Genomic DNA, 24,088 nt, shown 5'->3' on the forward strand with positions numbered 1-24,088 from the left:
CGCTGATTCGAGACGGCCTGAGGAACGGTCCAGTAACTGCTTTCGTTTCAGCTTGTAGCGGAAATCACGCGGAGAGGGATCATGTACAACGATTCGCTATTCAACGCTTTCGCTCGGTCGTTCGAGGCGAGAAGCCAGCACGACATGTCGATGGCGGAATATTTGGAATCGTGTCGAAGCGATCCCATGAAATACGCCAACGCGGCCGAACGACTGCTAGCAGCGATCGGTGAGCCCCAGACGATTGACACGGCCAAGGACCCACGCCTTGGCCGTATTTTTTTGAACCGCACGATCCGTACCTATCCGGCCTTCGCCGGCTTCTACGGCATGGAAGAAACCATCGAGCGCATCGTCGGTTTCTTCCGGCACGCGGCGCAGGGCTTGGAGGAGCGCAAGCAGATCCTCTATCTGCTCGGCCCGGTCGGCGGCGGCAAATCCTCGCTCGCCGAGCGGCTCAAGTCGCTGATGGAAGTGCACCCGATCTACGTGCTCAAGGCCGGCGATGAACTCTCGCCGGTGTTCGAGAGCCCGCTCAGCCTGTTCGATCCCGATCAGCTCGGGCCGATGCTGGAAGAGAAATACGGCATTCCGCGCCGGCGTCTCACCGGGTTGATGAGCCCGTGGTGCTACAAGCGGCTGGAAGCTTTCGGCGGCGACATTTCCCAGTTCCGTGTCGCAAAAATCCAGCCGTCGCGGCTGCGCCAGATCGGCATCGCCAAGACCGAGCCCGGTGACGAGAACAACCAGGACATCTCCTCGCTGGTCGGCAAGGTCGATATCCGCAAGCTCGAGACCTACGCCCAGAACGATCCCGACGCCTACAGCTATTCTGGCGGCCTCAACCGCGCCAACCAGGGCGTGCTCGAGTTCGTCGAGATGTTCAAGGCGCCGATCAAGATGCTGCACCCGCTGCTCACCGCAACGCAGGAAGGCAACTATATCGGCACCGAGAATATCGGCGCGATCCCGTTCACCGGCGTGATCCTCGCGCACTCGAACGAAGCCGAGTGGGCGAGCTTCAAGGCCAACAAGAACAACGAGGCCTTCATCGACCGCATCTGCGTGATCAAGGTGCCGTATTGCCTGCGGATCACGGAAGAGCAGAAGATCTACGAGAAGCTGATCCAGGGCTCCGAGCTCGCGGCCGCACCCTGCGCGCCCTCGACGCTGGAGACGCTGGCGCGGTTCTCGGTGATGTCGCGGCTGCGCAAGCACGAGAATTCCACGACGTATGCCAAGATGCGGGTTTACGACGGCGAGAGCCTGAAGGAATCCGATCCGAAGGCGCGCAGCGTCCAGGAATATCGCGATGCCGCCGGCGTCGACGAGGGCATGGACGGCGTCTCCACCCGCTTCGCCTTCAAGATCCTGGCTGCGACCTTCAACCACGATCCGCAGGAGGTCGCCGCCGACGCCGTGCATCTGATGTACGCGCTGGAGCAGTCGATCAAGCGCGAGCAGCTGCCTGAGGAAGTCGAGAAGCGCTACCTCGAATTCATCAAGGCGGACCTTGCGCCGCGCTATGCCGAGTTCATCGGCAACGAGATCCAGAAGGCCTATCTCGAATCCTACTCGGATTACGGCCAGAACCTGTTCGACCGCTACGTCGACTACGCCGATGCCTGGATCGAGGATCAGGACTTCAAGGACTCCGACACCGGTCAGCTGCTGGATCGCGAACTTTTGAACCAGGAACTGACCAAAATCGAGAAGCCGGCGGGCATCGCCAACCCCAAGGACTTCCGCAACGAGGTGGTCAAATTCTCGTTACGGTCGCGGGCCCAGAACGGCGGCAAGAATCCGACCTGGATTTCCTACGAGAAGATTCGCGACGTGATCGAAAAGCGGATATTCTCCCAGGTCGAGGACCTGCTTCCGGTCATTTCCTTCGGGTCGAAGAAGGATGGCGAGACGGAGAAAAAGCACGGCGAGTTCGTCGCACGCATGGTGGAGCGCGGCTACACCGAGCGTCAGGTTCGCCGTCTCGTCGAATGGTACATGCGCGTGAAGCAGGCCGGTTGAGGCGGATGGAAAAGTGCCGATTCACATTATTGACAGGCGCCTGAATCCAGGCGGCAAGAGTCTCGAGAACCGCCAGCGGTTCTTGCGTCGGGCCAAATCCCTGGTGCAGGGCGCCGTCAAGAAGACCTCGCAGGAACGCGACATCAAGGACGTCCTGGAGGGTGGTGAAGTCACGATACCGCTCGACGGCATGCACGAGCCGCGTTTCCGCCGTGAAGGCGGAACGCGCGACATGGTGCTGCCCGGGAACAAGAAGTTCATCGAGGGCGACTATCTCCAGCGCTCCGGCCAGGGCAGCGCCAAGGATTCCGGTCCGGGCGAGGGCGACGGCGAAGACGCCTTCCGCTTTGTGCTCAGCCGTGACGAGTTCGTCGATCTCTTCCTCGACGACCTCGAGCTGCCCGATCTTGCCAAGCGCAAGGTCGCGCAGACCGAGAGCGAGGGCATCCAGCGCGCCGGCTACACCACGTCGGGCTCGCCCGCCAACATCTCGGTGAGCCGGACCGTGCGGCGCGCGCTGGCGCGCCGTATCGCGCTCAAGCGTCCGAGCAAGGACGAGCTCGAGGAGCTGGAAGCCGCGATCGCCGCCTGCACCGACGAGGACGAGCGTCTTGTGCTTCTCGCCGAGCTCGAAAGGCTGAAGGCGAAGACCAAGCGCATTCCCTTCATCGACCCGCTCGACATCCGCTACCGCCGCTTCGAGACGGTGCCCAAGCCCGTGGCGCAGGCCGTGATGTTCTGCCTGATGGACGTCTCGGGCTCGATGTCCGAGCACATGAAGGACCTCGCCAAGCGGTTCTACATGCTGCTCTATGTGTTCCTGAAGCGGCGCTACAAGCATGTCGAGATCGTCTTCATCCGGCACACCGACCGCGCCGAGGAGGTGGACGAGCAGACCTTCTTCTACGGTCCGGCCTCGGGCGGCACGCTGGTCTCCAGCGCGCTCCAGGCGATGCACGAGATCGTGCGCGAACGCTTCAACCCGTCGGACTGGAATATCTACGCAGCCCAGGCCTCCGACGGCGACAATTCCTATTCCGACGGCGAGCTCACGGGCATGCTGCTGACCGACAAGATTCTGCCGGTCTGCCAGTTCTTTGCCTATCTCGAGGTCGGCGAGTCCGGAGGCAGCGCCTTCGATCTCTCCGATAGCTCGCTCTGGACCCTCTATGAGCGCCTGCGCAACAGCGGCGCACCGCTCTCGATGCGCAAGGTCAGTGAACGCAGCGAGATCTTTCCGGTGTTCCACGATCTGTTCCAGCGCCGCGAAACTGCCCAGGAGAAAGCCGCTCCATGACGGAAAGATTGTTCGAAGGCGCGGATTGGGATTTTCACACCTTGCAGCGCATCACCGATGCCTGCGAGGAGGTGGCGTTCAAGGATCTCGGGCTCGACGTCTATCCGAACCAGATCGAGGTCATCACGGCCGAACAGATGCTGGATGCCTACTCGTCGGTCGGCATGCCCTTGTTCTACAAGCACTGGTCGTTCGGCAAGCAGTTCGCGTATCATGAGGCGTCCTACCGCAAGGGCCTGATGGGGCTCGCCTATGAGATCGTGATCAACTCCTCGCCCTGCATCTCCTACCTCATGGAGGAGAACACGGCGACGATGCAGACGCTGGTGATCGCGCACGCCGCCTTCGGCCACAACCACTTCTTCAAGAACAATTATCTGTTCAGGCAGTGGACCGACGCGGACGGCATTCTGGATTATCTCGACTTCGCCAAGAACTACGTCATGCAATGCGAGGAGCGCTACGGCCGCACCGAGGTCGAGCGCACGCTGGACGCGGCGCATGCGCTGATGTCGCACGGTATCGACCGCTATCCCGGCAAGAAGAAGCTGGATTTGCGCGAGGAAGAGAAGCGTGCCGGCCGTCGCCGCCAGCACGAAGAGGAAGTCTTCAACGATCTCTGGCGCACCGTGCCCAAGGGGGCGTCGAAGACCCGGTCCGCGATCTCGCTCGAGCGCCGCCGCAAGCTGCTCGGCCTGCCGCAGGAAAACCTGCTCTATTTCCTGGAGAAGAGCGCACCAAGGCTGGCGCCCTGGCAGCGCGAGCTGCTGCGCATCGTCCGCCACATCGCGCAATATTTCTATCCGCAGAGCCAGACCAAGGTGATGAACGAGGGTACCGCGACCTACGTCCACTACCGCATCATGACCAAGCTGCACCAGGAAGGTCGGCTCACCGACGGCAATTTCCTCGAATTCCTGCAATCGCACACCAATGTGGTGTTCCAGCCCGAATTCGACGATCCGCGCTACTCCGGCTTCAACCCCTATGCGCTCGGCTTCGCCATGATGCAGGACATCGAGCGCATCGTCACCAGGCCGGAGGACGAGGACCGCGAATGGTTCCCTGACATCGCCGGCAAGAACGACGTGATGGGCGTATTGCGCGACGTCTGGGCCAATTACCGCGACGAGAGCTTCATCGCCCAGTTCCTGAGTCCCAAATTGATGCGGCAACTCCGCATGTTCCACCTGCACGACGATCCCGAAGAGCGCGCCGGCATCCGGGTCGATGCCATCCACGACGAGCGTGGCTTCCGCCGCGTCCGGCGCGAGCTGGCACGGCAGCACGATGTCGGCTACATCGACGCCAATATCGAAGTGGTCGACGTCGATCTCTCCGGCGACCGCCGGCTGATCCTGCATCACCACGTCATCAAGGGCGCGCAGCTCAACGAAACCGACGCCAAGCGCGTGCTGCAGCATCTGGCCGATCTCTGGACCTACGACGTCTCGCTGATCGAGGTCGACGCCAACGACAAGGTCTTGCGCGAATATGTCGTGAGCCCGCGCCCGATCCCGGCAGCGGCCTGAGGCCACCCTCAGCTCCTGGAGCATCGACGTGGCGAACACTCGCCCGCGGCCCATCCTTCGAGACGCCCGCCTTTGGCGGGCCCTCAGGATGAGGACGGAGTGTGCGGCTTTCGACAGATAGAGATGCGGCTTGGCCTCATCCTGAGGAGACCGCGAAGCGGTCGTCTCGAAGGACGAGGCGCTTGCTCTGGCCGCCGCCAGGAATTTGCATCGACCTGAGTTGCTCTAAGCCGGTTGCTTCTTGGCCGGCTTCTTCTTCTTGGACGCATTCAACCCCACCGCCGCGCGAATGAGCGCCTTCAACGCCTTCTCGTTGATCTTTTCGCCTTCGCGAATATCGATCGCGCGCCGCAAATTTCCGTCGAGGCTCGCGTTGAACAGGCCGGCGGGATCGTCCAGCGCCGCGCCCCTGGCAAAGGTCATCTTCACGACGGCCTTGTAGGTCTCGCCGGTGCAGATGATGCCGTCGTGCTCCCACACGGGAACGCCGCGCCATTTCCACTCTTCGACGACGTCGGGGTCGGCGTCCTTGATCAAGGCACGGATCCGCCCCAGCGTCTCGCCGCGCCAGTCGCCGAGCTCCTTGATCCTGCCGTCGATCATTTTGGAAGGTGAAGCGCCATCCGTCTTCGTCGCGCTCTTTTTCGTGGTCACGGCCTTCTTCATGATCACGCCTCCTGCCGCGCGCCGTCGCGTCGGCCGAGATAGGGCAGCGCGAACAAATAGAGCCCTGTCGCCAGCAGCGGGATCAACGGGACGAGCGCCAGGAAGCCGATCCAGATGGCCTGGAGCTGCATGGTCATGGCGACGATGTTGGCGATGACGGCGAGCGTGAAAGCGATCGACAGCCAGCGATGGATCTGACGAACCCACATATTCCCGGTCAATGAAACCTCCTCTTGAGATGATCGAATGAAGGTCGCGCCGGACTAGTCAGCCCGCGCCAGCACCTCGTCCAGCTTGGTGAAGAACTGCTTCCAGCCTGCATGCGCGCCGCCGTAAGCCTGCTTCTGCGTCGGGCTGAAGCCCGCCTGCTCGACACGCAGATGCGTGCCCGCGCTCGTCGGCGTCAGCGTGAAGGTCACCACGCTCTTCAGATCGAACGCCGCGTCCTCATGCGAGAAATTCCAGGTGTAGGCGAGCGTCTTCTGCGGCTCGATGGTGAGCACCTCGCAGTCCAGCACGCCGCCCCACTCGCCGCGCAGCTTGAAGCGATGACCGACTGATGGCTTGAAGTCGTTCTTCATCAGCCATTCCTCGATCAGATGCGGTTGCGTCAGCGCGCGCCAGATCCGCTCGGCCGGAAAGGCAAATTCGCGCTCGATGACCACTGAACGTTTTTCGGTCACGTGTTCGGTCATTGGTCCATCCTCTTCAGGAGATCGTCGAGAGCGTCGAGCCGGTTCTGCCAGAAGGAGGCCATCTGGCTGGTCCAGTCGATCAGCGGATTGAGCGCACCAGGCTGCGCGCTGTAATGGGTCTGGCGTCCCTCGTGCCGGTCGCGCACGAGGCCCGCCTGCTTCAGTGCGCCCAGATGTTTCGAGACCGCCGGCTGGGAAACGCCCGACCGCGCCGTCAGTGCCCCGACCGTCTGCTCGCCCTCCCGGCACAAACGCTCGAAGATCGCCCGCCGGGTCGGATCGGCGAGCGTCTTGAACAGGAGATCGTGGGCGGCGGGCATGGGAAATCCATAACCAGTAAGTTATGGATTAATTCATAACCGTGGGGTTATGGCTAAGTCAAGGGGGATGGGAGATATGGCGCTCGCTCTCTCCTCCGTCATTGCGAGCGCAGCGAAGCAATCCAGACTGCCGCTGCAGAAACAGTCTGGATTGCTTCGTCGCTTCGCTCCTCGCAATGACGGCGGATATAGCGCCGCCTCACGCAACCCTTACGGCCGCAAATACAGATATCCCTGCGACTGCAGCTCGGCCAACCGCACCACGCCGCCCTTTTCCGCGCTGACGAAGCCCGGCAAGAGATCCGTCAGCGTGACGTTCTGCGCCTTCATGGTGTTGCCGCAGGCGGCGAGCTCGACGCCGTCCTTGGAGAAATCGCCGACGCGCTTGCTGATGTCGGGGTTGGCCTGCGCCCAGTGGAATGCCTTCAGCGCGGGGCCGTGGATCACCAGCGCGATCGTGACGTGATCGGGGCCACCGACGCCGTCGATGTGGTTCTGGATATTGCCGAGCACGAAATTGACCTTCTCGGCGTCGCTGAGATGGTAGACCACCTTCAGCTTGTTCGAGGCAGGAGCCTCGGTCGCTGCCTTCGCGCTGGAGGCGCCAAACGCCGCGCCCAAAGCCGAGACGGCGCTCCACAAGATGTTCCGGCGGTTCATGGCGATCTCCCTCACCTGACTTTGCCGGAGACATATCACTTGTGGCGGAGCGCGGCGAGTTCCTTGCGGTCGGTTACCAGCGAGGCGCACTCGCTGTTATCTGCGCGGTCGAGCCGAAAGATCCCGTCATCGGCGCCTGCGACCAGCGATTGCTCGGCCTCGTCGTCCGGCTTGTTGTTCTGCCAGACCCTGACCCGCGCCAGCCGCACGATGGCGGACTTGTCGTCCTTCGCCAGCGCGACGCCGATGCCGCCGCCTTCGCAGTCGACGCCGCAGCCGAGGCGAATCTCGGTGCCGTCCTTGGTGAAGACCGCGTGGTTGCAGGAGCCGCTGGAGTCGAACTCACCCGAGCGGTGGCGATATCTGAAGCCGAGCCGGAACGAGTTGTGCAGCTGCTTGTCCTCCTTGTCGGCCTCCGCGGAGACCAGCAGCTTCATCGCGGCGACCTTCTGCTTCGGATGCCGCGCCAGATGGCCCGCATCGTAGCGGCGGACGAAGCAGGCATAGGCCTTGTCGCCGGGCGCGCCCGCATACATGCGCGCGTTGAAGGTGTCGGCCTCGGCCTTGGTGGCTTCGCGGATGTCGTCGGCCTCGTCGGCGCGGGCAGTGCCGATGAAGGTCGCAAGGACCAGCGGAAGGACAAGGGCAAGCTTCATGATCGCACCGCACCGTGTGAACCGTCGTCCACCCAAAACGGGCAGGCGAGCCGACTGGCGGTTAGTCGCGGGCGGCGAGCGGTGCGTTCAAGCGCTCCCGGCGGCGTGCCTTGCGGGCAGCCTCGCGCAAGGTTCCAGCCTTAATGGTTCAGAAGGAGGGGCATTGGTAAACCCCTGGTTGTTGCAGATGGCTGGTGGCGCTCAAAATGTCCGAAAGTCACAACTTGCCCAACCTTGCGATCGGCTACTCCCTGCCACGGCTGTTCACGCTGCTCGCGGCCGGCCTGGTGCTGACGCTGCTCTGTGCCGCGCTCGCATTCAATTGGCACTACGTCAAGGACATCACCACGTTCCAGATCGCGCTCTGCTATTTCGGCGTGGTGTTCTTCGGCCTCGCCACCTGCAAGATGCTCTGGACATTGATCTCCGCCAGGGAGCCGGTCGTCTTCATTACCCGTGTCGGCATTCGCGACACCAGGATCGCCGATGACACCATCTCCTGGAGATCGGTGCGGGACATGTCGATCTGGCGCTATCGCAGCCAGAAAGTCGTGGTGCTCCAGCTCGATCCTCTGCTCGCCGAGCGGTTCGACGGCGGCTTTCTGAAGCGCGTGCTGACGCTGCTGAACCAGCCGATCGGCGCCGACGGCGTGCTCGTCAATGCGGGTGGCCTGACCATGGACGGCGACAAGTTGTTCCACAGTTGCAAGGAATACTGGTCGGCGGGCCGATTGGCCCATTCGGGCCGCGCCGCAGCCTCGCCCGAACCCGTCCATTAGAACGCGATCTGTTTTAGTTGAACCGTCATCGGCCCGGACCTCGGACCACCTCTCCCGGGTGGGAGAGGTAAGAAACGCGTCAGCGCAGGCTGGCGTTGAACTTGTCCAGCGCTGCCGAGCCCGGGCACAGTGCGTCCGCTTCCAGCGTGTTGAGCGGCGTCTCGACCGTGTTGAGATGCGTGTGCAAATCGTCCGCATCGGGATCGACGTAGAGAAGACCGGTGACGATCTGGCCCTTGGCAGCGTGCTTGGCGAGGAAGGTCTGCGCGCCGAGCCGGTCATGCGGATCGTAGTCCGCGTCGATCTTGCGCAGTGCGATCTTGCTGCCGTCATGCTGCTCGACCACCTGCACCGTGCCCGGCGCGTAGTCGACCGCGATCGGGTCGCGGCCGACCAGCACGTCGAGCCGGTTCACCGCGTCATTGTGCTCGCGGACATAGTCAAAACTCTTGGTCGAGCCGGCGTGGTTGTTGAAGGCGATGCAGGGGCTGATCACATCGATGAAGGACGCACCCTTGTGGCCGATCGCGGCGGCGATCAGCGGCACCAGCTGGGTCTTGTCGCCGGAGAACGAGCGCGCGACGAAGGTGGCGCCGAGCTGGAGTGCGATCGCGACGAGGTCGATGGCGTTGTCGGTGTTGGTGACGCCCTTCTTGCTCTTCGAGCCGCGGTCGGCGGTGGCCGAGAACTGGCCCTTGGTCAGGCCGTAGACGCCGTTGTTCTCGACGATGTAGGTCATGTTGACGCCGCGCCGGATCGAATGCGCGAACTGGCCGAAGCCGATCGAAGCGGAATCTCCGTCGCCGGAGACGCCGAGATAGATCAGGTCGCGGTTGGCGAGATTGGCGCCGGTCAAGACGCTGGGCATGCGGCCGTGCACGGAGTTGAAACCGTGCGAATTTCCGAGGAAATAGTCCGGCGTCTTGGACGAGCAGCCGATGCCGGAAATCTTCGCCACCCGGTGCGGCTCGATCGAGAGCTCATAGCAGGCCTCGATGATCGAGGCCGTGATCGAATCGTGCCCGCAGCCGGCGCACAGCGTCGAGATCTTGCCCTCGTAATCGCGATGGGTGTAGCCGAGGTCGTTCTTCTTGAGACCCGGATGATGGAATTTCGGTTTTGCAATGTAGGTCATGCGAGCACCTGCGATTCCAAGGCCGTCATGGCCGGGCTTGTCCCGGCCATCCACGTCTTGGCGGCAAGGAAGAAAGGCGTGGATGCCCGGGTCAAGCCCGGGCATGACGATGGAGAGAGCAACGCGCGGGTCATGACACGGCCTTGCGGAGCGGGGTCACCTTGAGGTGATCCTGGTGGTCGCCAATGGCTTTTGCGATATAGCGGGCGGTGATCGGGGTGCCGTCGTAGTGCGTGATCGGCACGAGACGGACCGGATCGATGCCGTTCTCGTTGACGATGAGCTGACGTAGCTGGCTGTCGCGGTTCTGCTCGACCACGTAGACGAAGTCGTGCTCGGCGAGGAAGCTCGCCACGCTCGAATGGAACGGGAAGGCGCGGATGCGCAGGCGATCGAGCTGATGCCCGCGCGCCTCCAGAAGGCCGATCGCCTCGTCCATCGCCGGCGAGGTCGAGCCGAAATAGATCACGCCATATTTGGTCGGCCGTTCTGCATTGGCCTGCAGCGGGCGCGGCACCAGATCCTGCGCCGTCTCGAACTTGCGCACCAGGCGCTGCATGTTGTCGGCATAGACCGAGCCTTCCTCGGAATAGCGCGCATAGCGATCACGCGAGGTGCCGCGGGTGAAATAGGAGCCCTTGGTCGGATGCGTGCCGGGATAGGTGCGGTAGGGGATGCCGTCGCCGTCGACGTCGAGATAACGGCCGAAGTCACGACCCTCCTCCAGCATTTCCGCCGTCATGATCTTGCCGCGGTCGTATTGCCGGGCATCGTCCCATTTCAGCGGGCGGCAGAGCCGATGGTTCATGCCGATGTCGAGGTCGAGCATCAGGAAGATGGTGGTCTGGAGCCGTTCGGCGAGATCGAAGGCGGCGGCCGCGAACTCGAAGGCCTCGGCGGGATCTTCCGGGAACAGCAGCACATGCTTGGTGTCGCCATGCGAGGCATAGGCGCAGGCGATGATGTCGCATTGCTGGGTGCGGGTCGGCATGCCCGTGGAGGGGCCGGCACGCTGGATGTTCATGATCACGGCCGGGATCTCGGCGAAATAAGAGAGGCCGATGAACTCGGTCATCAGCGAGATGCCGGGGCCTGAGGTCGCGGTGAAGGCGCGGGCGCCGTTCCAGGAGGCGCCGATGACGATACCGATCGAGGCCAGCTCGTCCTCGCCCTGCACGATGGCGTATTTCGCCTTGCCCGTTTCAGGCTCGTGCCGATACTTCTTGCAGTGGGCCGTGAAGGCCTCCGCCACCGACGAGGACGGCGTGATCGGATACCAGGCGCACACGGTGGCGCCGCCATAGACGGCGCCGAGCGCGGCGGCGCTGTTGCCCTCGATGAAGATGCGGTCGCCGACCTTGTCGGACTTCTTGATGCGCAAGCCCAGCGGGCATTTCAAGTTCTGCAAGGCCCAGTCGCGGCCGAGATGCAGCGCGTGGACGTTGGAGGAGAGCAGCTTCTCCTTGCCCTTGTACTGCTCGCCGATCAGCTGCTCGATCAGCTTCGGGTCCATGTCGAGCAGCGCACTGAGCGCGCCGAGATAGATGATGTTCTTGAACAGCTGGCGCTGGCGCGGATCGGTGTAGGTCGAGTTGGTGATCGCGGTCAGCGGCACGCCGATCACGGTGATATCGTCGCGGAATTTGGTCGATGGCATCGGCTTGGTGGAATCGTAGAACAGATAGCCGCCGGGCTCGATGCCGGCGACGTCCTTGTCCCAGGTCTGCGGGTTCATCGCCACCATCATGTCGACGCCGCCGCGGGCGCCGAGATGGCCCTCTTCCGTCACCCGTACCTCGTACCAGGTCGGCAGGCCCTGGATGTTGGAGGGGAAGATGTTGCGGGGGCTCACCGGCACGCCATGGCGCAGGATCGCGCGCGCGAACATCTCGTTGGCGCTGGCCGAGCCCGAGCCGTTGACGTTGGCGAAGCGGACGACGAAGTCGTTTACGCTGCTGATCGGCTTTTTGTCGGACATGTCGAACCCGCTTGAGTCATTTCGATCAAATATTTCTGCATGTCCCAGGCTCCGGTGGGACAACGCTCGGCGCACAGCCCGCAATGCAGGCAGACATCCTCGTCCTTCACCATCACGCGCCCGGTCTTGAGATCGCTGGACACGTAGAGGTCCTGGTCGGGATGCAGCGACGGCGCCTTCAGGCGCTGGCGCAGATCGGCTTCCTCGCCATTGTCGGTGAAGGTGATGCAATCCATCGGGCAGATGTCGACGCAGGCATCGCACTCGATGCAGAGCGAGGTCGAGAACACAGTCTGCACGTCGCAGTTCAGGCAGCGATGGGCTTCGCCGAGCGCCAGCTTGACGTCGTAGCCGAGCTCGACCTCGGTGCGGATATCCTTCAGCGCGATCACCTTGTCGCGATGCGGTACCTTGAAGCGCTTGTCGTTGGAGATGTCGTTGTCATAGCTCCATTCGTGGATGCCCATCTTCTGCGAGGAGACATGCACCTCCGGGAGAGGGCGTTCGGTGATGTCTTCGCCCGACAGCATCTTGTGGATCGACAGCGCGGCGTCGTGGCCCTGCGCCACCGCCCAGATGATATTCTTCGGGCCGAACGCGGCATCGCCGCCGAAGAACACCTTTGGATTGGTCGAGACGAAGGTTTTTGGGTCGACCTTGGGCATGTGCCATTTGTCGAACTCGATGCCGCAATCCTGCTCGATCCAGGGGAAGGCGTTCTCCTGGCCGACCGCGACCAGCACGTCGTCGCAGGGAATGGTCTGATCGGGGTCGCCCGAAGGAACCAGGTTGCGGCGACCTTTGGCGTCGAATTCGGCTTTGACATGCTGGAAGGTGACGCCGATGAGCTTGCCGGCAACATGCTTGAATTCAACCGGCACCATGTAGTTGAGGATCGGAATATCCTCGTGGATCGCGTCCTCCTTCTCCCAGGGCGAGGCCTTCATCTCCTCGAAGCCGGAGCGGACGACCACGGTAACTTTCTCGCCGCCGAGGCGGCGCGCGGTGCGGCAGCAATCCATCGCCGTGTTGCCGCCGCCGAGCACGATCACGCGCTTGCCGATCTTGTCGGTGTGGCCGAACGACACGGACGAGAGCCAGTCGATGCCGATATGGATGTTGGCAGCGGCCTCCTTGCGGCCGGGAATGTCGAGCTCGCGGCCCCGCGGCGCGCCGGAGCCGACGAAGATCGCGTCATATTTCTCCGCGAGCAGCGCCTTCATGCTGTCGATGCGATGACCGCCCTTGAAGTCGACGCCGAGATTGAGGATGTAGCCGGTCTCCTCGTCGATGACCGAATTGGGCAGACGGAATTTCGGGATCTGCGTCCGCATCATGCCGCCGGCTTCGGGATCGCCGTCGAATACGGTGCAGTGATAGCCGAGCGGCGCGAGATCGCGCGCCACCGTCAGCGACGCCGGACCGCCGCCGACGAACGCGACGCGCTTGCCGTTTTTCGCGGAAGGGCGCGGCAGCCGGTGCGTGATGTCGTCCTTGAAGTCGGCGGCGACGCGCTTGAGGCGGCAGATCGCCACCGGCGTTTCCTCGACGCGTCCGCGGCGGCATGCGGGCTCGCAGGGACGATCGCAAGTGCGCCCCAGAATTCCGGGAAACACATTGGATTTCCAATTGATCATGTAGGCGTCGCTGTAGCGCCCTTGTGCGATCAGTCGGATGTATTCGGGAACCGGAGTATGCGCAGGACAGGCCCATTGGCAATCGACCACTTTGTGAAAGTAGTCGGGGGCCGCGATATCGGTCGGTTTCATTCCTACCCTGTCCGCGCAGGCTCAAAGACCCGGCGGCCTCTTTTGAGCTTGTCGGACGCTTAACGCGCGTCGATCTGGTTTCTGAATGACGTCATTGGGTTAGCTTATTAGAACCGTTCCGAAGTACAACGGCAAATTTTCGCGATTGACCGCTTTCATGGGAGCTGCGCGCGCACAGCATTAACGCCGCGCGCGATGTGCGTGCGGTGCAATATGGCGCTCTCCGCACGTCGAAGGTCTCGTGCCCCGGACGCAGCGCAGCAACGCTTGCGCGTTGCAGCGCGTCCGGGACACGAGAGCAACGCATCAGCCGCGCGCGATGTCGCTCTTGGCGAGATCCCACATCAGGCTGTAGGTGCCGACGGAGACGGGAAGCGGGAAGGGCGACGCGGCGGGGCCGGTGAAGCGCTCGGCAATGACAGCGGAGACCGCGCCGACATGCGTGCCGTCGATCAGCACGAACCAGTCGCGTGCGCCTTCGTTGCGCGCCGCCGGAATATCCGCCGTTGCGCCCGACAATTCCGGCTCGCTCTCGAGCAGATGCATCGAGATGATGCCCTCGCGCATTTCCGGCACCAGCTTTTCTTGCAGCGCATCACGCCATGCGTTTGCATTATCAGGCGTCGGACGCAGTCGCACGAGGCCGAGCGCGGCGCCGCGACCGGTGCCCTTGCTGATGGTGATCCGCGCGACCACGCGCAGCATGTTCTTGAAATGCGCCATGGTCCGCCGCGACCATTCGGTCTGGTTGGCGAGCCGCGCCCGGTAGGGGGGACTGTCGAGCACGTCGAGCGTCGCGGTCGAATACAGCGAGAGATATTTGGGGTTGGCGGCATGCGCGACATAGCGCCGCGCCTCCAGGAAACCCTCGATCGCGACGCGCTCTTCCAGATGCTCGCGATCGTACCAGCGGTTGAAATCGGGCTCGACGGCCGCGTCGATGTTCATCGACGTCAGCAGCATACCCTTTCCGGCGAGCGGCATTTTCTTGTTGTCCTTTTTGCGCCTTAACGCGCGGCCTTCGACGCGAGATCCGCGATCGACTTCATGACCGCGTCCCGCACGCCGGCATCATAGAGCGAATGTCCGGCTTCTTCCACGATCCTGACCTCGGAACCCGGCCAAACTTTCGCAAGCCGCGCGGATATCTCAGGAGGGCACAACAGGTCGTAACGGCCCTGGACGATGATGCCGGGAATGCCGGCGAGCTTGTCGGCGTTCCGCAACAACTGATCTTCGCCCATGAAGCTGTCATTGATGAAATAATGCGCTTCCATGAACGGCGTTGCGGGCAGCGTGCGCCAGACGTTCAGTGAAGCCAGGTCCAGCCGGGTCTTTGCGGCCTTGTGCTCGGACAAGGCACGCTCGGTGTCATGCCAGGCGCGCGAGGCGGGGCCGTGCACGGACGGATCTGCATCGAGGATGCGGCGCCAATAGGCATCCACTGGATGCGCGCGCTCGTCGGGCGGCAGCACGCTCAGAAAATCCTCGTAGAGCGCGGGATAGAACTGGGACAGGCGCGAGGAAAAGCCGGTCACGACTTCGGCCCGCGTGCCCAAAAACGTCGCGCGCAATGCGATGCCGGAGACACGCTCGGGATGGGTCTCTGCATAAGCCAGCGCCAGCGTCGCGCCCCAGGAGCCGCCGACCACTATCCAGCGGTCGAAGCCGAATTTTTCGCGGATTTTTTCCATGTCCGCGATGAGGTGCGCCGTCGTGTTGTTGTCGCGCGATCCCTTCGGACGGCTGCGGCCGCAGCCGCGCTGGTCGAACAGCACGGCGCAGAAGCGATCGGGATCGAACAGCCGGCGATGGTCGGGCTGGCAGCCGCTGCCGGGCCCGCCATGCAGATAGATCGCAGGGATGCCGTCGGCGCGGCCGACGCTTTCGACATAGAGCTCGTGGCCGTCGCCGACGTCGAGCATGTCGGAGGTCAGCGGCGCAAAGGGATCGGCGCGCTTGGTCAATGCGGCCGCGTCGGCGTCAGGCGTCATTCCCGGATTCCAAAGTGCCGCCGGCGAAATTGCGGTAGAGGAAGCGGTTGGTCTCGCCCTCGGCCTCGCGCTCGGCCTGCTTGAAAATGGTCTCGTGCAACGGCGACAGCGCGCAGGCGGGGTCGGTGTTGGCGGCATCGCCCGTCAGTGCAAAGGCCTGGCAGCGGCAGCCGCCGAAATCGATCTCGCGGAATTCGCAGCTCTTGCACGGCTCCTTCATCCAGCCGGTGCCGCGATAGCGGTTGAAGGCGTCCGAGTTCTGCCAGATCCAGGCGATCGAATGGTTGGAGCGCACGGACAAGAAGTCGAGCCCGGTGATGCTCTCGGCGGCGTGGCAGGGCAGCACCTTGCCGGCCGGGGAGATGTTGAAGAACTGGCGGCCCCAGCCGCCCATGCACTTCTTCGGCCGCAGCGCGTAATAATCAGGCACGACATAGTCGATCGACAGCCGGCCCTTGAGCCGCTCGCGCGCGGCCTCGACGAGACGGGTGCACTCATCGAGCTGCGCGACCGTCGGCATCAAGGCGGCGCGGTTCTTCAGCGCCCAGCCGTAATATTGGACGTTGGCGACCTCGAGCCGGTCGGCGTCGAGATCGATCGACATCTGGATGATGTCGGGGAGCTGATGCAGATTCTGCCGGTGCATGACTGCGTTCACGGTGAGCGGCAAATCGAGCTCGCGGGTCCATTTGGCCACTTCGAGCTTCTTGCGGTGGCCGCCTCTGTAGCCGGCGACGCGGTCAGCGAGGCCCTCTTCGACGCCCTGGAAGCTGATCTGGACATGGCAGAGCCCGGCATCGGCAAGCTCGCTGAGCCGCTCACGCGTCAGCAGCACGGCCGAGGTGATGAGGTTGGTATAGAGGCCGACGTCGCTGGCATGCTTGACCAGCTCGACGAGGTCTTTCCGCGCCGTCGGCTCACCGCCGGAGAAATGCACCTGGAGCACGCCGATCTCGGCGAGCTCACTCAAGACCTTCTTCCATTCCTCGGTGGTCAGCTCCTTAGCCGACCGGTCGAGCTCGACCGGGTTGGAGCAATAGGGGCATTGCAGCGGACAGCGGTGGGTGATCTCGAGCAGCACGGCGAGCGGAATGCCGAACGTCTCGGCCGTCGAACGGCTCTTCTCCAGCACCGCGAGGCTGTCGCTGGTGTCAGGCGGGGGATTGCCGAGCAGGTCGCTCATGGCGTCTTCTCCCTGATCTCGGTGAGAAAGCCTTTGTCGGCGAGATCCTGCAGCATGACGATGACGTCGGCCAGGATCGCCTCGCGCGGTGCAGCGTATTTCGCCGCCAATTGGTCGGCGACGTCGCCGACATTGCGCTTGCCGTCGCAGAGCTGCAAGACCTCGACGGCGATCTCGTCCGGCGCCAGCACCCGTTCCGGCGCCAGGATCACCCAGACTTTCCGCGTCTCGTCATATTTCAGCTTGGCATGCCGCGGCAGCACGGGGCGGCTGGCCTCGCTGACGCTGATGTTCCGCGGCCCCGCCATCGCTCTGGTTCCTTAATTCGCTTGGGGCACGAACGCGCCCGGCGGAATGTTGCCTTCGACATAGGCATGCTGGAGCGCATCTAACTGCACCCACAGCACGTTGGTCTTGAAGATCAGCGCGTTGCACACCAGCGCACGCTGCTCCGGCGTCGTGGCATGCGCCTTGACATAGTCGAGCGCAAAGCCGGCATCGCGCGGCGCCTGCGCCAGCCGCCGCTTGAAGTAGCTCATGATATCGGGATTGACGAAGTCGTAATGCTCCAGCATGCCGGAGATGCGCTCCTCGTGCAGGTTCGGCGCGAACAGCTCGGTGAGCGAGGAGGCGATCGCCTCCAGCGGGCTTTTTTCGCGGCAGTAGTGGACGTAGGCCTCCACCGCAAACCGCGTCGCCGGCAAAATTCCTTCGGTGGATTCCACATAGGCCGCGTCGAGGCCGAGGCCGCTGGTCAGCTTGAGCCAGCGCTCGATGCCGCCCTCAGAGCCGACGTCACCGTCATGGTCCTCGATGCGGTGTCGCCATTCCAGCCGCGTGGCGCGGTCGCGGAAGCGGGAGATCACCACCGCGTCCTTGATCGGGATCGTGCTCTGGTAATAATAGCGGTTCAGCGCCCAGGCCTGCACCTGGCCCTTGTTCAGCTTGCCGCCATGCAGCAGCTTATGAAACGGGTGCAGGCTGTGATAGCGCGTCGCCCCGATATGGCGCAGCGTCGCCTCCAGCTCCTCGGCGCTGGTGAGCTTGATGTCCTTGCCAACAGAGAGCGCAGTCATTCCAGTCAGTGTCTTGCCAGTCAGTGACGCGACATTCACAGCACGATCTCCGTTCCGTCGGCGGGTATCTGCCAGCCCGCCGCCTCGAGCGCTTTACGCTCCGGCGTATCAGGCAGCAACGCCGGGTTCGAGTTATTGATATGCAGAAACATCTTCCTGTCGATATCGAGATCGGCCAGCCGGGCGATCGCGCCATCATGACCGGACATCGCGACATGGCCCATGCTCTTGCCGGTCTTGTGGCCGAGCCCGGCTTTGATCATCTCGTCATCCTGCCAGACCGTGCCGTCGAAGAACACCAGGGCTGCGCCATCGATCTCGGCCTTGAGCGCGTCGGTCACCTCGGCACAGGCGGCGATGAAGTAGAAGCACTTGCCGGTGGCCTTGTCGGTGATCTTCAGCCCCAGCGTATCGCCATCGCCGCTCTCGCCGCCGGGATGCGCCTTGCCTTCCAGATACCATGCCGATTTGCCCGGCACCGCGAAGGGCAGCACTTCGAGGCCCGAGCGCGTGCCATCCGGCAATCGCGGCTCGAAGGGCTCGCGGATAGAAACCGGCTGGCGCTTCACGTTCTTCTCGTTCAGCACATTAAAAATGCTGTTGCTGGCAAGGATCGCCAGCACCTTCTCATGCGCATAGACCGTGAAGGGCGAGCCCTCGCGCATCGACAGCAGCCCCGCCACCGCATCGACTTCGCTGTTGGTCAGGATCACGCCTGCAACAGGCGTATGGCGCAGCGCGCCTGCCTTGGGATGCAGCTGCGGCGTGGCATTCAATTGCTGGCGCAGATCGGGGGAGGCGTTGATCAGGAACCAGTGCTCGCCGTCGCCGCTGAAGGCGACCGAGGCCTGGGTTCGATAAAGCTCATGGCCGCGGTGACGTGCCGCCCGGCAACCCTCGCAACCGCAATTCCATTGCGGGACTCCGCCGCCGGCCCCGGCGCCCAGGACGACGACGCGAAGCATGTTACGTCTCCTGGAGGCAATGTTGCGAGGTGGACCTCACGCCGACACAAATCCTGTCGTGCGGACATGCATCGTGACCGAAAGATCCACCTGCGCAGAACGCGAACTCACCAACCGCTTACTTGCGGGTGGCGCTCACATACATGTTGATTTCCATGCCACAGGGCACTTCGACGATCTTCGGGGCTTTCCAGGCCATTTTGGCTCTCCATTTTCAAGAACTCGGACGTGTCCGCCCATCGGTTAAAGTAATGCGGGCACAAAAGTTCGCCAGTGAAATTTTCCCGAGTAGGCCATGTTGCGCCGCGAAAAGCGATGGTGGAACATCAGTTCTGGTGACGCTGCCTTGCGCCGGGCGCATTCGGTCGCGAACCCTGTCCTGATAAAGCAGTTGTGAGTGCAGTGCAGCTTTCAATCCGGTACAGGCGACTTTAGCTGGAATTCGGTGATGCCCAGATACTTCTTCAACACCCGTATCGGCGACGAACTGATCGTGGATCCTGACGGCGAGGACCTGCGCAACCCCGATCGCGCCTGGGAGGTCGCCCGCCAGATGATCCTGGAGGTGCTGAAATCCGAGGGCACCCAGCCGGCGCTGATGGAGGCGGTCATCGAGGTGACCGACGACGACGGCGAGATCGTGCTCGAATTCCCCTTTACCGAGGCCCTGCTGGACGTGCCGGACCAGTCCGCGACGAGGCATTAGGGGCCCGGCCCAACTCTCTCCACCGTCATTGCGAGGGGCGAAGCGACGAAGCAATCCAGACTGCCTCCGCGTGGAGGGACTCTGGATTGCTTCGCTTCGCTCGCAATGACGGGCGTACCCCTGCGAAATCCGCATGGCTTTGCCGCGTTCCCGGCGCTAAAAGACGCCCGTCATACGGAGCAAGCCATGCAAGATCTCTGGCGCCTGTCGGCCGCCGACCTCGCCACCCTCGTCAAAGCCAGGAAAGTGTCCGCGAAGGAGGCCGCCAAGGCTGGCCTCGCCCGCCTGGACGCCGTCAATCCCCAGCTCAACGCCGTGATCGACCACCGCCCGGAGGACGTGCTCAAGCAGGCCGACGCCGTCGATGCCGCCATCGCGCGGGGCGAGGACCCCGGTGTGCTCGCCGGCGTGCCCGTCACCATCAAGGCCAATGTCGACCAGGAGGGCTTTGCCACCACCAACGGCCTGAAGCTCCAGCGCGACCTGATTGCGCGCGAGGACAATCCTGTCGTCGCCAATTTCCGCAAATCCGGCGCGGTTCTCCTTGGGCGCACCAATTGCCCGGCCTTCTCCTACCGCTGGTTCACCACCAATCTGGTCCATGGCGACACCAAGAACCCCCGCGATGCCTCGCTGACCCCAGGCGGCTCGTCCGGCGGCGCCGGCTCGGCGGTCGCGGCCGGCATCGGCCACATCGCCCACGGTACCGACATCGCCGGCTCGATCCGCTATCCCGCCTATGCCTGCGGCGTGCACGGCCTGCGCCCGACGCTCGGCCGCATCCCCGCCTTCAACGGGGCGCTGCCGGAGCGCCCGATCGGACCGCAGATCATGGCGGTGTCCGGCCCCCTGGCGCGGACAGTCAACGATCTCAGGATCTCGCTCGAGGCCATGTCGGCCCGCGATATCCGCGATCCCTGGTATGTGCCCGCGCCGCTGGAAGGCCCGGCCAGGCCAAAGCGCGCCGCGCTCTGCCTCAACCCCGATGGTCTTGCCACCACGCCGGAGGTGAAGGCGGCCGTGACCGACGCCGGCAAGCGGCTGGAGCGCGCCGGCTGGACCGTCGACATCATCGAGAACACCCCGCCGATGCGCGAGGCGGTCGAGTGGCAACGAAAACTCTGGCTCGGCGACGCCTACGAGGCGCAGCTGGAGATGGCCGAGCGCGAGGGCGATCCCGGCGCGCTGGCGTGCCTGCGCGGCAACCGCGCCAAGGTGACGCCGATGGACCAGGCGAATTACGCCAAGGCGCTGACCCGCCGCGCCACGCTGACCCGCACCTGGATGCTGTTCTTCGAAAAATATGCCGTCGTGCTGACGCCGGTCTCCGGCGAGCTGCCGTTCCCCGATCATCTCGACCGCAAGGACGCCGAATCCTTCGAGCGCGTCTGGGAAGCGCAGATGCCGCAGATCGCCACGCCCTTCATGGGCCTTCCGGGCCTCGTGGTCTCCACCGGTCTTGTCGGCAAGGCGCCGGTCGGCGTGCACATCGTGTCCGGCCGCTACCGCGAGGATCTTTGTCTTCTCGCAGGCGAAGCGATCGAGGCCGGCGGCGTGCCGCCGTCGCCGATCGACCCCGTGGGTTAGCGATGTCGGCGATTTACGACTTCAAGGCCAACTCGCTGCTCGGCGAGGAGGTGCCCATGCGCCAGTTCGAGGGACAGGTGCTGCTGATCGTGAACACCGCGAGCAAATGCGGCTTCACGCCGCAATATCGCGGCCTCGAGGATCTCTATCGTGATCTCTCGCCGCGCGGTTTCTCGGTGCTCGGCTTTCCCTGCAACCAGTTCGGCGCGCAGGAGCCCGGGCAGGCAGCTGAGATCCAGACGTTCTGCTCCACCAATTACGACGTCACCTTCCCCCTGTTCGAGAAGATCGACGTCAACGGCGCGCACGCGCATCCCTTGTATGAGTACCTGAAACGCCAGCGATCCGGCCTGCTGGGGGCCTCCATCAAATGGAATTTCACCAAATTCCTGGTGGACCGTGCCGGCAAGGTGATCGCGCGCTACGCGCCGACCGCACGGCCCGAAGGACTGCGGAATCAAATCGAGACCCTGTTATGAGCGAGACAATCATGAGCGACGAATTTCCCGACCGCCTGTCGGTCGATCCGAACAGCCCCTATTACAACGCGGACATCCTGTCGCGCGACGTCGGCATCCGTTTCAAGGGCGTCGAGAAGACCAATGTCGAGGAATACTGCATCAGCGAAGGCTGGGTCCGCGTCACCGCCGGCAATGCCAAGGACCGCCGCGGCAATCCGCTGACCATCAAGGTGCACGGTCCGGTGGAGCCGTATTTCAGGGATAAGACGTAAGCGCGACACTCTCCCTCCTCGTCATTGCGAGGAGCACGCTCTCTCCCCGTCATTGCGAGCGAAGCGAAGCAATCCAGAATCTTTCCGCGAGTGACAGTCTGGATTGCTTCGTCGCTTCGCTCCTCGCAATGACGAAAGTGAAAGGCCACGCCCATGTCCGTCCGCATCGTCGACGTCCGCGAGATCACAAAACCGATCTCATCGCCGATCCGCAACGCCTATATCGACTTCACCAAGATGACGACGAGCCTCGTCGCCGTCGTCACCGATGTGGTGCGCGACGGCAGGCGCGTCGTCGGCTACGGCTTCAACTCCAACGGCCGCTACGGCCAGGGCGGCCTGATCCGCGAGCGCTTTGCCTCGCGCATCCTGGAGGCCGATCCGAACTCGCTGCTCAATGCCGCCGCTGACAATCTCGATCCGGACAAGGTCTGGGCCGCGATGATGACCAACGAGAAGCCGGGCGGTCATGGCGAGCGCTCGGTCGCGGTCGGCACCATCGACATGGCGGTATGGGATGCGGTGGCGAAGATCGCGGGCAAGCCGCTGTTTCGTCTGCTGGCCGAACGTCATGGCCTCACCGCCAATCCGCGCGTGTTCGTCTACGCCGCCGGCGGCTATTATTATCCCGGCAAGGATCTGTCGATGCTGCGCGGCGAGATGCGCGGCTACCTCGACCGCGGCTACAATGTCGTGAAGATGAAGATCGGCGGCGCTGATATCGACGAGGACCGCACCCGCATCGAGGCGGTGCTGAAGGAGATCGGCAAGGACGCCCAGCTCGCGGTCGACGCCAACGGCCGCTTCAATCTGGAGACCGGCATCGCCTATGCAAAAATGCTGCGGGACTATCCCTTGTTCTGGTACGAGGAAGTCGGCGATCCCCTCGACTACGCGCTGCAAGCCGCGCTCGCGGAATTCTATCCGGGACCGATGGCCACAGGCGAAAACCTGTTCAGCCACCAGGATGCCCGCAACCTGATCCGCTACGGCGGCATGCGCCCCGATCGCGACTGGCTGCAATTCGACTGCGCGCTGTCCTATGGCCTGTGCGAATACCAGCGCACGCTGGAGGTGCTGAAGACCCATGGCTGGTCGCCGAGCCGCTGCATCCCGCATGGCGGCCACCAGATGTCGCTCAACATCGCCGCCGGCCTCGGCCTCGGCGGCAATGAGAGCTACCCCGATCTGTTCCAGCCTTACGGAGGCTTCCCGGATGGTGTGCGCGTCGAGAACGGACACATCACCATGCCCGATCTCCCCGGCATCGGCTTCGAGGGCAAGTCCGATCTCTACAAGGAGATGAAGGCGCTGGCGGAGTAGCCCGGCGCGTGTTGGGGCCGACGGCCGCGCCACACACACTGCGTCATTGCGAGCGCAGCGAAGCAATCCAGAATCTTTCTGCAGAGGCAGTCTGGATTGCTTCGTCGCAAGGGCTCCTCGCAATGACGGCGGAGGGAGCTGCGGTCGTCTGCAAGCGCTTTGTCTGCGATGCACTATGGTGCGAACTGCGCGAGGCGCCGCCACACACTCCGTCATTGCGAGCGCAGCGAAGCAATCCAGAATCTTTCCGCAGCGGTTGTCTGGATTGCTTCGTTGCATCAGCGCAAGATTGCTTCGCAATTTTGTCCCGGGCTCCTTGCAATGACGGCGTGGCGAAAGCCTCGCAATCATCTCCTGGTTGTGGTATCGTGAAAGCTCTCCTCAGCTGAGCACGATCATGAAGCAGCCCTGCGTGTACATCTTCGCCAATCGTCGTAATGGGACGATCTACACAGGCGTCACGTCCAATCCACCGCGCCGTGCGTTCGAACATCGCGAGGGCTTGGTGAAGGGGTTCTCGTCAAAGTATGGCTGCAAGCTCCTCGTCTGGTACGAACTACACGCGACCATGGCCGACGCGATCACACGCGAGAAGCAGATCAAGGCCGGCAGCCGGGAAAAGAAGCTCGCGCTGATCGAGAGCGTCAATCCGGACTGGACGGATTTGTACGAGACGCTGATCTGACTTTGGCCCGTCTGCCGCCACACACTCCGTCATTGCGAGCGGCTTGTCCGCCATAGCTCGAAGAGCGACGGCGGAAGCGAAGCAATCCAGAGTGTTTCCGCAGCGGCAGTCTGGATTGCTTCGTCGCAAGTGCTCCTCGCAATGACGATGGAGGGAGACGGGTCGGCTGCGAGCGCCTTTGTCCGCGATGGATGATGGTGGGGAATTGCGCGAGGTGTCGCCGCATTCTCCGTCATTGCGAGCGCAGCGAAGCAATCCAGAGTGTTTCCGCAGCGGCAGTCTGGATTGCTTCGTCGCAAGTGCTCCTCGCAATGACGATGGACG

General features: G+C 63.2%; 26 protein-coding genes. 10 read left to right on the forward strand and 16 right to left on the reverse strand.

Annotation, left to right across the window (positions count from 1 at the left end; all coding sequences use genetic code 11):
• Positions 1–81 precede the first annotated feature (81 nt).
• Genes AC1RR3_RS36360 through AC1RR3_RS36370 form a run of 3 tightly spaced genes read left to right on the forward strand, consistent with a single transcriptional unit; the run spans position 82 to position 4,854 of the window.
• The gene (locus AC1RR3_RS36360; RefSeq protein ID WP_492829760.1) at positions 82–2,025 is read left to right on the forward strand and encodes a PrkA family serine protein kinase; all 1,944 of its coding nucleotides are present in this window, start codon (positions 82–84) and stop codon (positions 2,023–2,025) included.
• A 19-nt stretch (positions 2,026–2,044) separates the two neighbouring features.
• The gene (locus AC1RR3_RS36365) at positions 2,045–3,322 is read left to right on the forward strand and encodes a YeaH/YhbH family protein (RefSeq protein ID WP_492829820.1); all 1,278 of its coding nucleotides are present in this window, start codon (positions 2,045–2,047) and stop codon (positions 3,320–3,322) included.
• Complete coding sequence (locus tag AC1RR3_RS36370) at positions 3,319–4,854, forward strand: SpoVR family protein (RefSeq protein ID WP_492829762.1); 1,536 nt, start codon at positions 3,319–3,321, stop codon at positions 4,852–4,854. The genes AC1RR3_RS36365 and AC1RR3_RS36370 overlap by 4 nt, the downstream gene beginning before the upstream one ends.
• A 225-nt stretch (positions 4,855–5,079) precedes the next feature.
• Here AC1RR3_RS36370 and AC1RR3_RS36375 read toward each other — a convergent pair whose 3' ends face one another.
• The 6 genes from AC1RR3_RS36375 to AC1RR3_RS36400 form a co-directional block, all read right to left on the reverse strand.
• Complete coding sequence (locus AC1RR3_RS36375) at positions 5,080–5,520, reverse strand: DUF1801 domain-containing protein (protein ID WP_492829764.1); 441 nt, start codon at positions 5,518–5,520, stop codon at positions 5,080–5,082.
• 2 nt (positions 5,521–5,522) lie between these two features.
• Positions 5,523–5,741: a hypothetical protein gene (locus AC1RR3_RS36380; RefSeq protein WP_492829766.1), complete on the reverse strand. Its 219-nt coding sequence runs from the start codon at positions 5,739–5,741 to the stop codon at positions 5,523–5,525.
• A gap of 42 nt (positions 5,742–5,783) precedes the next feature.
• Positions 5,784–6,215 carry an SRPBCC family protein gene (locus AC1RR3_RS36385; RefSeq protein WP_492829768.1) on the reverse strand — a complete coding sequence of 144 codons (432 nt, stop codon included), beginning with the start codon at positions 6,213–6,215 and terminating at the stop codon, positions 5,784–5,786.
• Positions 6,212–6,535, reverse strand: coding sequence for an ArsR/SmtB family transcription factor (locus AC1RR3_RS36390; RefSeq protein ID WP_492829770.1), 324 nt, complete (start codon positions 6,533–6,535; stop codon positions 6,212–6,214). Before AC1RR3_RS36390 ends, AC1RR3_RS36385 begins: the two co-directional genes overlap by 4 nt.
• Positions 6,536–6,745: 210 nt before the next feature.
• Positions 6,746–7,195 carry a DsrE family protein gene (locus tag AC1RR3_RS36395; RefSeq protein WP_492829771.1) on the reverse strand — a complete coding sequence of 150 codons (450 nt, stop codon included), beginning with the start codon at positions 7,193–7,195 and terminating at the stop codon, positions 6,746–6,748.
• Between the two features lie 35 nt (positions 7,196–7,230).
• Positions 7,231–7,851: a hypothetical protein gene (locus AC1RR3_RS36400; RefSeq protein WP_492829773.1), complete on the reverse strand. Its 621-nt coding sequence runs from the start codon at positions 7,849–7,851 to the stop codon at positions 7,231–7,233.
• 206 nt (positions 7,852–8,057) lie between these two features.
• On the opposite strand from AC1RR3_RS36400, the gene AC1RR3_RS36405 reads away from it, so the two are divergent.
• A complete protein-coding gene (locus AC1RR3_RS36405; RefSeq protein ID WP_492829774.1) occupies positions 8,058–8,630 on the forward strand; it encodes an STM3941 family protein in 573 nt (190 codons plus the stop codon).
• A gap of 79 nt (positions 8,631–8,709) precedes the next feature.
• Here the strand turns inward: AC1RR3_RS36405 and AC1RR3_RS36410 are convergent, their stop codons facing one another.
• The 10 genes from AC1RR3_RS36410 to pqqA form a co-directional block, all read right to left on the reverse strand.
• Positions 8,710–9,765: a 2-oxoacid:ferredoxin oxidoreductase subunit beta gene (locus AC1RR3_RS36410; protein WP_492829776.1), complete on the reverse strand. Its 1,056-nt coding sequence runs from the start codon at positions 9,763–9,765 to the stop codon at positions 8,710–8,712.
• A gap of 130 nt (positions 9,766–9,895) precedes the next feature.
• The gene (locus AC1RR3_RS36415) at positions 9,896–11,743 is read right to left on the reverse strand and encodes a 2-oxoacid:acceptor oxidoreductase subunit alpha (protein ID WP_492829778.1); all 1,848 of its coding nucleotides are present in this window, start codon (positions 11,741–11,743) and stop codon (positions 9,896–9,898) included.
• Entirely contained in the window at positions 11,713–13,512 is a 1,800-nt protein-coding gene (locus AC1RR3_RS36420) for an FAD-dependent oxidoreductase (RefSeq protein ID WP_492829779.1), read from the reverse strand. Before AC1RR3_RS36420 ends, AC1RR3_RS36415 begins: the two co-directional genes overlap by 31 nt.
• A 306-nt stretch (positions 13,513–13,818) precedes the next feature.
• Positions 13,819–14,496 carry a hypothetical protein gene (locus AC1RR3_RS36425; protein ID WP_492829782.1) on the reverse strand — a complete coding sequence of 226 codons (678 nt, stop codon included), beginning with the start codon at positions 14,494–14,496 and terminating at the stop codon, positions 13,819–13,821.
• A gap of 23 nt (positions 14,497–14,519) precedes the next feature.
• Positions 14,520–15,506, reverse strand: a complete 987-nt coding sequence (pip, locus tag AC1RR3_RS36430) for a prolyl aminopeptidase (protein WP_492829784.1) — start codon at positions 15,504–15,506, stop codon at positions 14,520–14,522.
• The gene (pqqE, locus tag AC1RR3_RS36435) at positions 15,496–16,689 is read right to left on the reverse strand and encodes a pyrroloquinoline quinone biosynthesis protein PqqE (protein WP_492829786.1); all 1,194 of its coding nucleotides are present in this window, start codon (positions 16,687–16,689) and stop codon (positions 15,496–15,498) included. Before pqqE ends, pip begins: the two co-directional genes overlap by 11 nt.
• Positions 16,686–16,997, reverse strand: a complete 312-nt coding sequence (gene pqqD, locus AC1RR3_RS36440) for a pyrroloquinoline quinone biosynthesis peptide chaperone PqqD (protein WP_492829788.1) — start codon at positions 16,995–16,997, stop codon at positions 16,686–16,688. The genes pqqE and pqqD overlap by 4 nt, the downstream gene beginning before the upstream one ends.
• A gap of 12 nt (positions 16,998–17,009) precedes the next feature.
• On the reverse strand, positions 17,010–17,765 hold the full coding sequence (gene pqqC, locus AC1RR3_RS36445; RefSeq protein ID WP_492829790.1) for a pyrroloquinoline-quinone synthase PqqC: 756 nt from the start codon (positions 17,763–17,765) through the stop codon (positions 17,010–17,012).
• Positions 17,766–17,800: 35 nt separating this feature from the next.
• Positions 17,801–18,730 (reverse strand): pyrroloquinoline quinone biosynthesis protein PqqB, encoded by a 930-nt coding sequence (gene pqqB / locus AC1RR3_RS36450; protein ID WP_492829792.1) that lies wholly within the window; start codon positions 18,728–18,730, stop codon positions 17,801–17,803.
• A 118-nt stretch (positions 18,731–18,848) separates the two neighbouring features.
• Positions 18,849–18,929, reverse strand: coding sequence for a pyrroloquinoline quinone precursor peptide PqqA (gene pqqA / locus AC1RR3_RS36455; RefSeq protein ID WP_007595659.1), 81 nt, complete (start codon positions 18,927–18,929; stop codon positions 18,849–18,851).
• Positions 18,930–19,178: 249 nt separating this feature from the next.
• On the opposite strand from pqqA, the gene AC1RR3_RS36460 reads away from it, so the two are divergent.
• From AC1RR3_RS36460 to AC1RR3_RS36485, 6 genes are all read left to right on the forward strand, one after another.
• Positions 19,179–19,436, forward strand: a complete 258-nt coding sequence (locus tag AC1RR3_RS36460) for a DUF6894 family protein (protein WP_492829794.1) — start codon at positions 19,179–19,181, stop codon at positions 19,434–19,436.
• Between the two features lie 186 nt (positions 19,437–19,622).
• Positions 19,623–21,023 carry an amidase family protein gene (locus AC1RR3_RS36465; protein WP_492829796.1) on the forward strand — a complete coding sequence of 467 codons (1,401 nt, stop codon included), beginning with the start codon at positions 19,623–19,625 and terminating at the stop codon, positions 21,021–21,023.
• A 2-nt stretch (positions 21,024–21,025) separates the two neighbouring features.
• Positions 21,026–21,502, forward strand: coding sequence for a glutathione peroxidase (locus AC1RR3_RS36470; RefSeq protein ID WP_492829798.1), 477 nt, complete (start codon positions 21,026–21,028; stop codon positions 21,500–21,502).
• The gene (locus tag AC1RR3_RS36475; RefSeq protein ID WP_492829800.1) at positions 21,499–21,756 is read left to right on the forward strand and encodes a DUF3297 family protein; all 258 of its coding nucleotides are present in this window, start codon (positions 21,499–21,501) and stop codon (positions 21,754–21,756) included. The genes AC1RR3_RS36470 and AC1RR3_RS36475 overlap by 4 nt, the downstream gene beginning before the upstream one ends.
• A gap of 153 nt (positions 21,757–21,909) precedes the next feature.
• Complete coding sequence (tarD, locus tag AC1RR3_RS36480) at positions 21,910–23,079, forward strand: D(-)-tartrate dehydratase (RefSeq protein WP_492829802.1); 1,170 nt, start codon at positions 21,910–21,912, stop codon at positions 23,077–23,079.
• A gap of 397 nt (positions 23,080–23,476) precedes the next feature.
• On the forward strand, positions 23,477–23,764 hold the full coding sequence (locus tag AC1RR3_RS36485) for a GIY-YIG nuclease family protein (RefSeq protein ID WP_492829804.1): 288 nt from the start codon (positions 23,477–23,479) through the stop codon (positions 23,762–23,764).
• Positions 23,765–24,088 lie beyond the last annotated feature (324 nt).

This window comes from Bradyrhizobium sp. GW821-FHT13H05, assembly GCF_058804065.1.